This window comes from Pseudomonadota bacterium, assembly GCA_034660915.1.
Lineage (GTDB): Bacteria > Desulfobacterota > Anaeroferrophillalia > Anaeroferrophillales > Anaeroferrophillaceae > DQWO01.
In genome coordinates, this window is sequence record JAYEKE010000076.1 from 1 (window position 1) to 3,999 (window position 3,999).

Consider the following 3,999-nt stretch of genomic DNA (forward strand, 5'->3'; position numbering starts at 1 on the left):
AAACCCGATCTTCCACCTCAATGCGAACGATTTCAGGAATTTTCAAGCCCGGTTTTCGCCCCTCCAGTAGACAACGCCGCGCCTCGCCATCAATGGTTAAATGCACCGGCTGACCGCCGGCCAGGGCCTGACTTCGAGCTTGGCGACAGAGGCTGACAAACTGCTGAACAAAGGCTTTGGGCCGCCGTCGCCCTAGACCCCGACCGAGGCTGGTGGTAATCAGGGAAACACCCAGGGCCATAAGCACCATGACCACAATCAGTTCCAGCAAGGTAAAGCCACGGCGGCTGCCGGGCAACGAAGAAGATGGAACTTTTACGAAGCCATCAGAAAGTGATATCATTGATTCCCAATATCGCTGAAAGCATGGAGATAACCACGGCGCCGATGATCAACCCCATCAATAAAATGGCAATCGGTTCCACCAGTGCCAGGTAGCGTTTTATCCTGATTTCGATGGTCCGATCCAGCTCACTGGCCGCTGTTTCCAACATCTTGCCGATCTGGCCGGTTTCCTCCCCCAGGGTCACCATCTGGACCATTTTGACCGGGAAAAGCCCCCCTTCCCGCATCAGCTGACTGATTCTTTTGCCGGTTTTCACCTGCTGGTAAATCCGGTCGATATCAAGACGAATCATGCTGTTGGCTACCACTTTGCCGGAAATATCAATGGCCTTGAGCAACGGCACGCCGCTTAAAATCAAGGTTCCCAGGGTCCGGGCAAAACGGCTCACCTGGATATCAAGCCCCAGAGAACCCAGACCAGGCAAACGCAGAGATAGACGATCCAGAAAGCTTTTTCCCTTGGGTGTACGAGCCAGTCGACGTCCGCCAAAGATAAACACCGCAAGCAAGGCCAGTAATATCAGCCACCAGCGCTGGAGAAAATGGCTGGCCGACATCAATATTCGGGTTGAAAGGGGCAGCTGCTGGCCCAGGTCAGCGAAAATATCGGCAAAACGAGGAACCACAAAACCGACAATGATCAGAATGGAAAGAAAACCCACCGACAACAAAATAGACGGATAGATTGAACTGGAAATGATATAACGACGAACTTCTTCCGACTGTTCGAGAAATTCTCCCAGTTTGGTCAGAATCTGGGGCAGAATGCCGCCGGCTTCCCCGGCCCGGACCATATTGACATACAGGTTGTTGAACTCCTGGGGTCGGTCAGCCATCGCGGTCGAAAGGTTTTTTCCTCCCTGCAGTGAGGTCCGCAGATATTGGGCCGTTTCCCGGGTTGACTGATCACCCGCCACTTCCATAAGGATTGCCAGCGCCCGATCCACCGGCACATCCTCCCGGGTGAGGTGGGCCAGTTCCCGGGTAAAATCAAGCAGCTGGGACTTTCCCATACCGGTTTTCGCTCGCCATTGAAAACCTTTTTGCGCCGGTTTTCTTACTTTTCCCGAAGCATCGAGCCAACGGATAAGGGTCAAGCCCTGCCGCTGCAGACGCAAAAGCAACTCTTCCCGATCCGGGGCCTCAGCAGCATCAACAAGCCGCTCACCCCGGGAATTCATCACCTCGTAACTGAATTGTGGCATGGAAAAAAGGTTTAAGGTTAAAGGTTAGTAAACATTGGGTGCTACTTCAAAATTGTCTCGATGTGGGGACAGAATTCAATTCTGTCCCCGTGCGAAGCAGGGCGAAGCATAGGTGCAAACCATTGCGACAAGCAGGCGAAGCATTTAAAAACACTCTCACTGAGCTCACAAAGCCACTAAGAAACCAGCCATTTGCCATCTGTGGCTCGGTGTCTCCGTGAGAAATAAGAAAAATTTGCCAATCTACAAACAAAGTCGAATATTTACAAAGGATCCTATCTTGTCACCCGCAGAATTTCCTCATAGGTAGTAATCCCTTGGGCAACCTTGTCGATACCGTCATCACGCAGGGAAGGAATGCCGCCATCTTCCGGGGAACGCCTGAGAGTGTCTTCCAGATTATCACCCCGGGAAATAGCCCGCTTTACCGACTCGTCAAGCAAAAGATATTCATATATCCCGATCCGCCCCCGGTACCCGGTATCACCGCAGGTTTTACAACCCTGTCCACGCTGATAAGCAGGCAGCACCCTGGAAACGGGAATCTGTAATTCCAGTGCCAGTTGTTCCCGCTCGCCGGCAGTCAATTCCACCGTGGCAGCGCAATCCGGACAGACACGACGGACAAGCCGCTGGGCCAGCACGGCAACTACCGCCGAAGCCACCATAAAGCGTTCAACCCCCATATCTTCCAGGCGGGTAATCGCCCCCAGGGAATCGTTGGTATGCAGGGTGGAAAAAACCATGTGACCGGTCAGGGCTGACTGGATGGCAATATCAGCGGTTTCAACGTCCCGGATTTCCCCCACCAGCATAATGTCAGGATCCTGCCGCAGAAAAGAACGCAACAAGCTGGAAAAATCCAGGCCGATAGCCGACTGAACCTGAACCTGGTTGACACCGTCCAGCTGGTATTCCACCGGATCTTCAACGGTAACGATTTTGACATCCGGTTGGTTCAGCGTATTCAAGGCCGCGTAAAGAGTGGTGGTTTTTCCCGAGCCTGTCGGTCCGGTTACCAGGATCATGCCGTAAGGCAGCTTGATGGCCTGTTCAAACTGCCGGCGGATGGTATCGGGAAAACCGAGGCTGTCAAGATCCAGGTTGATTTCATCCTGCCGCAACAATCTCAAGACCAGACTTTCACCGAAAAATGCCGGCACTGATGATACCCGAATATCAATATCATGGCCGTCACTGGTATAGCGAATACGACCGTCCTGGGGCAGACGCATTTCGGCAATATCCATCTTGGCAATCAGTTTAACCCGGGAAATAATCGCTGATTTAAGTTTAATATTAATGCTCTCCATATTATGCAGAACGCCATCTATGCGGTAACGTATCTGGACGTGACTTTTACGGGGTTCTATATGGATATCGGATGCATTCAAACTGACCGCCCGAGTAATTAAATGATTTACCAGGCGAATAATGGGAGCCTCGGAAGCCATGTCCTTGAGGTGCTCAGGATTATCCCATAGTTGATCCTCAAGATCCAGTTCACCTTCACCCTCATTAGCCGCCATATCCACCTCGGCTTCATACCACCGATAGATATACTGGCTGATGGTTTCGGCCTCGGCCCGGCGGATAATAACCGGCTGGTCAAAGGTGCGGGTGATAATCTCCCGGGTACTGAAATCAAGGGAATCGGCCATAACCACCACCACGTGATCAGCAGCCATTTCCACCGGCAATACCAGGAAACGTTTCATGAACGAAACCGGCAGACCGGTAAAATCCGGTGGGGTTTCGGGAAAATCAGCAGCGTCCAGTTCTTCAACCAAAGACAACTCGACGGGAACCACGGGCGGAGCTGATTCGTCAGCCTCCCGGGCTTTTTTGCCTCGCCCACCAACCAGCTGTTGCAACCGGTCTCGAACTTTATTGCTGAGATCTTTCATCTTAAAGCCAACTGACAATATCCTTATTCTCCTTTTCACCACCTTCAACGCCATCAGCACCATAACTGAAGAGGTCATAGCGGCCATGTTCACCCGGACTGCGATACCGGTAAGGATGTCCCCAGGGGTCATCTGGCACCGGTTTCGGCAGGTAGGGGCCATACCAACCCTCCAGGTCTCCGGGGTTTTCCCGCAAGACATTGAGTCCTTCATCTGTGGTTGGATAACGACCGGTATCAAGGCGGAAATCATCCAGCGCCGTTCCCAGCAACTCTATCTGGGCCTTGGTGGTTTTCATTTTGGCTTTGTCAATTTTGCCGAAAAACTTCGGCGCCACCAGGGCCGAGAGCAATCCCAGAATAATGATCACCACCAGCAATTCTATCAGGGTGAATCCGGAATGATTGTGCCAGCGTGCATGCAAGGCAGCATTAACTGATTTTTGCTTATTCATCTTGATTTATACTCCTCTTTCGGGTATGGATTCCCACGTTACTATGGATTATGCTTCTAATATATGGTAATCATGGCGATAAATCAAT

At 51.7% G+C, this 3,999-nt stretch carries 4 protein-coding genes; all 4 read right to left on the reverse strand.

Annotated elements, in window-relative coordinates; all coding sequences use genetic code 11:
* Positions 1–343: prepilin-type N-terminal cleavage/methylation domain-containing protein (locus U9P07_04395; GenBank protein ID MEA2108640.1), on the reverse strand; the 343-nt coding region annotated here is incomplete at its 3' end.
* Complete coding sequence (locus U9P07_04400; GenBank protein ID MEA2108641.1) at positions 327–1,550, reverse strand: type II secretion system F family protein; 1,224 nt, start codon at positions 1,548–1,550, stop codon at positions 327–329. The genes U9P07_04395 and U9P07_04400, both read right to left, overlap by 17 nt.
* A 275-nt stretch (positions 1,551–1,825) precedes the next feature.
* On the reverse strand, positions 1,826–3,475 hold the full coding sequence (locus U9P07_04405) for an ATPase, T2SS/T4P/T4SS family (protein MEA2108642.1): 1,650 nt from the start codon (positions 3,473–3,475) through the stop codon (positions 1,826–1,828).
* Entirely contained in the window at positions 3,459–3,911 is a 453-nt protein-coding gene (gspG, locus tag U9P07_04410) for a type II secretion system major pseudopilin GspG (GenBank protein ID MEA2108643.1), read from the reverse strand. The genes U9P07_04405 and gspG overlap by 17 nt, the downstream gene beginning before the upstream one ends.
* Between the last annotated feature and the right edge of the window lie 88 nt (positions 3,912–3,999).

Bases quoted from the DNA above. Each gene is read 5' to 3' on its own strand.
- U9P07_04400 (MEA2108641.1), bottom strand. From the start codon at position 1,550: ATGCCACAATTCAGTTACGAGGTGATGAATTCCCGGGGTGAGCGGCTT.
- gspG (MEA2108643.1), bottom strand. From the start codon at position 3,911: ATGAATAAGCAAAAATCAGTTAATGCTGCCTTGCATGCACGCTGGCAC.